The following is a 3,618-nucleotide window of genomic DNA, read 5'->3' on the forward strand; positions in this document are numbered from 1 at the left end:
CGACGCCGACGCGTACGTGCTCTACACGCCGCCCGGCGAGGATTTCTTCTGCTTCGAGCCGGTCGATCATCCGATCAATGCGGTGAACCTGCCGGGTGGCGCGGCCGCGCACGGGATGACGCTGCTCGCGCCGGGCGAGCGGCTCACGCGGCGTTTTTCGTTCACCGTCGAGCGTGCCGATGCACGCAGCGATGCGGCTTCGCGCGAAGGGCGCCGGCGACGCGGGTAAAATACGCGGTCTACCAACGGTTTGCCGCGAGTATCCGCCATGTCTTCCCCGCTTACTTTCATCGAATCGCTGCGCGCCGCGTGGCAGCGCACGAATTCGCTGCTGTGCGTCGGCCTCGATCCCGAGCCGTCGCGCTTTCCCGTGCAGTTCGACGGCCAGCCCGACGCGATCTTCGAATTCTGCCGGCAGATCGTCGACGCGACCGCGCAATACGCGAGCGCGTTCAAGCCGCAGATCGCCTACTTCGCCGCGCATCGTGCGGAAGACCAGCTCGAGCGCCTGATCGCGCACATCCACCTCCAGCACCCGGGCCTGCCCGTGATTCTCGACGCGAAGCGCGGCGACATCGGCAGCACGGCCGAGCAGTACGCGCGCGAAGCGTTCGAGCGCTATCGCGCGGACGCCGTCACGGTGAACCCGTACATGGGCTACGACTCGGTCGAGCCGTACTTCGAGCACGAAGGCAAGGGCGTGATCGTGCTGTGCCGCACGTCGAACCCGGGCGGTTCCGACCTGCAGTTCCTCGACACGAACGGCCGGCCGCTGTACCAGGTCGTCGCCGACCTCGCGGCGAACAAGTGGAACGCGAAGAACGGCCAGCTCGGCCTCGTGGTCGGTGCGACGTTCCCGAAGGAAATCGAGATCGTGCGCGGGATCGTCGGCGACATGCCGCTCCTGATTCCCGGCATCGGCGCGCAGGGCGGCGACGTGCAGGCGACCGTCAACGCGGGCCGCACGGCCGACGGCACCGGCATGATGATCAACTCGTCGCGCGCGATCCTGTACGCGAGCAACGGCGAGGATTTCGCCGAAGCCGCGGCGCTCGCCGCGCAGAAGACCCGCGACACGATCAACGCGCATCGTTGATGGATCGAGCCGGCTGCCCGTCCGGGCAGCCGGTTCCGGCGGGCTCCCACGCGCGAGCCCGCCGCTTCCCTCCGGTTTTCCCGCTCTTCCGCCCGCCCGGCCTGCACTGGCGCACCCGGACAACTTCCCGTCGCTTCCGCACCGCATCCCCGCGCGCCAATCGCGCGATGCTCCCGCTTGTCATCGATCCGTAACGAAAATGTCAAGAAAGGAGCGACGCCATGCCCAAGCTGTCCCGACGTCTTCTGAGCGCGCTTGCCGCATCGTTGTGCATGAGCTTCGCCCATGCGGCGGATCTCTCGCACTGGCCGGCCGACAGCGCGAAGGCGCTGAACGCGATGATCGCCGCGCATGCGCACCGCGGCGACTACGCGGTGTTCGACGCCGACAATACGACCTACCGCTACGACCTCGAGGAGTCGCTGCTGCCGTACCTCGAGAACCGCGGCGTGCTGACGCGCGACACGCTCGACCCGTCGCTGAAGCTGATCCCGTTCAAGGATGCCGCCGACTACAAGGAATCGCTGACGAGCTATTACTACCGGCTGTGCGAGATCGACGACCTGGTCTGCTACCCGTGGATCGCGCAGGCGTTCGCCGGGCAGTCGCTGGCCGACCTGAAGCGTCACGTCGACGCGATGCTCGCCGACGGCAAGCCGATCCCGATCCGCTACTGGCAGGGCGACAAGGTGGTCGACGGCACGGTGAACCCGCCGCGCTTCTTCCGCGGGATGCAGGAGCTGTACAACGCGCTGCGCGAGAACGGCATCGAGGTCTACGTAATGACGGCCGCGCACGAGGAGCTCGCGCGGCTCGTGCTGTCCGACCCGAAGTACGGCTACAACGTGAAGCCGCAGAACGTGATCGGCGTGACGACGCTGCTGCGCAACCCGGCGACCGGCGCGCTGACCACGTCGCGGCTGCAGATCAAGGCCGGCAAGTACGACGAGGCCGCGAACCGCAGCCTGGTGATCACGCCGTTCCTGATGAACCCGATGACCTGGTACGAAGGCAAGCTCGGCTCGATCGTCGGCTGGATCGACCAGTGGAAGAAGCCGGTGCTCGTCGCGGGCGACACGCCGACGTCCGACGGCTACATGCTGCTGAACGCGACCGACATCGCGCGCGGCGGCGTGCGCGTATGGGTGAACAAGAAGGACAAGCAGATGGCGCAGATCCGCGCGTGGTCGGACGAATCGGCCGCGCAGCAGAAGTCGCTCGGCCTGCCGGTGACGGCGGACAAGAACTGGATCGTCGTGAAGCCCGACGCGATCCAGTAAGCGGCAAGCGATGACGAGGGCGCCGCGGGCGCCCGTCGATCGATCAGCCCTCGCGCTCGTCGAGCAGCTTCAGCAGCCCGCGCAGCGCATGCGCGGCCGCCTGCGTGCGGATTTGTTCGCGGTCGCCCTTGAACACGAGCGTCTCGACGTCGGTATGCAGCCGGTTGCTCCAGCCGAACGACACGGTGCCGACCGGCTTCTTCTCGCTGCCGCCCGCCGGGCCCGCGATGCCGGTGACGGACAGCGCGACCTGCGCGCGGCTGTTGCGCAGCGCGCCTTCGGCCATCGCGCGCGCGACGGGCTCGCTGACGGCGCCGTGCTTGTCGATCAGGTCGGGCGGCACGCCGATCATCTCGATCTTGGCCTGGTTCGAATACGTGACGAAGCCGCGCTCAAACCACTGGCTGCTGCCGGAGATGTCGGTGATCGCCGCGGCGATCATGCCGCCGGTGCAGGATTCGGCGGTGGCGAGCGTCAGGTGCTCGTCACGCAGCTTGTTGCCTGCGCGGATCGCAAGCTGGTGGACGACGGAATCGGTTGGCATGCGCGTCGGGAAACGGGAGTCGGGAAAAACGGTCAGCCGACGACGGAACGCCACAGGGCGATCACGAGCAGCGTCATGAACGCGGCGACCAGGTCGTCGACCATGATGCCGAGCCCGCCTTTCAGGCGGCGGTCGAAATAGCGGATCGGCGGCGGCTTGAGCATGTCGAAGAAGCGGAACGCGACGAACGCCCACAGCTGGCCGACGAAGGTCGCGGGCGTGACGAACAGCATCACGAGCCAGATCGCGACGATCTCGTCCCAGACGACGGCGCCCGGATCGGCCGTCCCCATCTTCTTCGCGGTGAAACCGGTGAGCCACGTACCCGCCACGAAGCCGACGGCGATCAGCGCCCACCATTCGGGCACCGTCAGGTAGCGGTTGAGCACGACGAAACTGAGCCAGCCGAACAGCGAGCCGACCGTGCCGGGCATGAGCGGCGCGAGCCCGCTGCCGAAGCCGAGCGACACGATATGCGCCGGATGCGACAGCATGAAGCGCGCGGTCGGGCGCGGCGGGGCGCCGGGCTCGGTCGCCTGCGGTGCGGGCGTCGGGTCAGTCTGCATGGAAGTGGTCGAAACCGTGCAACGTGAGAGCCAGGGGCGCGCCGGTGGCGTCGCGCCACGCGATCGCGGGCCGCTCCGACGGCGCGGACAAGCCGCGTATTGTACCGATTCGCGTGACCGCCACGCCGGCCT

At 67.9% G+C, this 3,618-nt stretch carries 4 protein-coding genes and 2 pseudogenes; 3 read left to right on the forward strand and 3 right to left on the reverse strand.

Features of this window, described 5'->3' with window-relative positions; translation table 11 throughout:
* The 3 genes and pseudogenes from JYJ84_RS31385 to JYJ84_RS31395 form a co-directional block, all read left to right on the forward strand.
* Positions 1–229, forward strand: a pseudogene (locus JYJ84_RS31385) (aldose 1-epimerase); the annotation flags it as partial.
* Between the two features lie 39 nt (positions 230–268).
* Positions 269–1,096: an orotidine-5'-phosphate decarboxylase gene (pyrF, locus tag JYJ84_RS31390; protein ID WP_047899773.1), complete on the forward strand. Its 828-nt coding sequence runs from the start codon at positions 269–271 to the stop codon at positions 1,094–1,096.
* Between the two features lie 221 nt (positions 1,097–1,317).
* Positions 1,318–2,376, forward strand: coding sequence for a haloacid dehalogenase-like hydrolase (locus JYJ84_RS31395; RefSeq protein ID WP_175222946.1), 1,059 nt, complete (start codon positions 1,318–1,320; stop codon positions 2,374–2,376).
* Between the two features lie 43 nt (positions 2,377–2,419).
* On the opposite strand, the gene JYJ84_RS31400 is transcribed toward JYJ84_RS31395, so the two are convergent.
* The 3 genes and pseudogenes from JYJ84_RS31400 to JYJ84_RS31410 form a co-directional block, all read right to left on the reverse strand.
* Entirely contained in the window at positions 2,420–2,920 is a 501-nt protein-coding gene (locus JYJ84_RS31400) for a CinA family protein (RefSeq protein WP_034186407.1), read from the reverse strand.
* Positions 2,921–2,952: 32 nt separating this feature from the next.
* Positions 2,953–3,486 (reverse strand): phosphatidylglycerophosphatase A, encoded by a 534-nt coding sequence (locus JYJ84_RS31405; protein ID WP_175222947.1) that lies wholly within the window; start codon positions 3,484–3,486, stop codon positions 2,953–2,955.
* Positions 3,476–3,618, reverse strand: a pseudogene (locus JYJ84_RS31410) (thiamine monophosphate kinase); the annotation flags it as partial. The pseudogene JYJ84_RS31410 and the gene JYJ84_RS31405, both read right to left, overlap by 11 nt.

The sequence above is a fragment of the Burkholderia sp. LMG 13014 genome (genome assembly GCF_905232215.1).
Classification (GTDB): Bacteria; Pseudomonadota; Gammaproteobacteria; order Burkholderiales; family Burkholderiaceae; genus Burkholderia.

What these genes read in the sequence shown, in the direction of transcription:
- JYJ84_RS31400 (WP_034186407.1), bottom strand. Translation starts at nt 2,920, where the DNA reads ATGCCAACCGATTCCGTCGTCCACCAGCTTGCGATCCGCGCAGGCAAC.
- JYJ84_RS31395 (WP_175222946.1), top strand. Translation starts at nt 1,318, where the DNA reads ATGCCCAAGCTGTCCCGACGTCTTCTGAGCGCGCTTGCCGCATCGTTG.
- JYJ84_RS31405 (WP_175222947.1), bottom strand. Translation starts at nt 3,486, where the DNA reads ATGCAGACTGACCCGACGCCCGCACCGCAGGCGACCGAGCCCGGCGCC.
- pyrF (WP_047899773.1), top strand. Translation starts at nt 269, where the DNA reads ATGTCTTCCCCGCTTACTTTCATCGAATCGCTGCGCGCCGCGTGGCAG.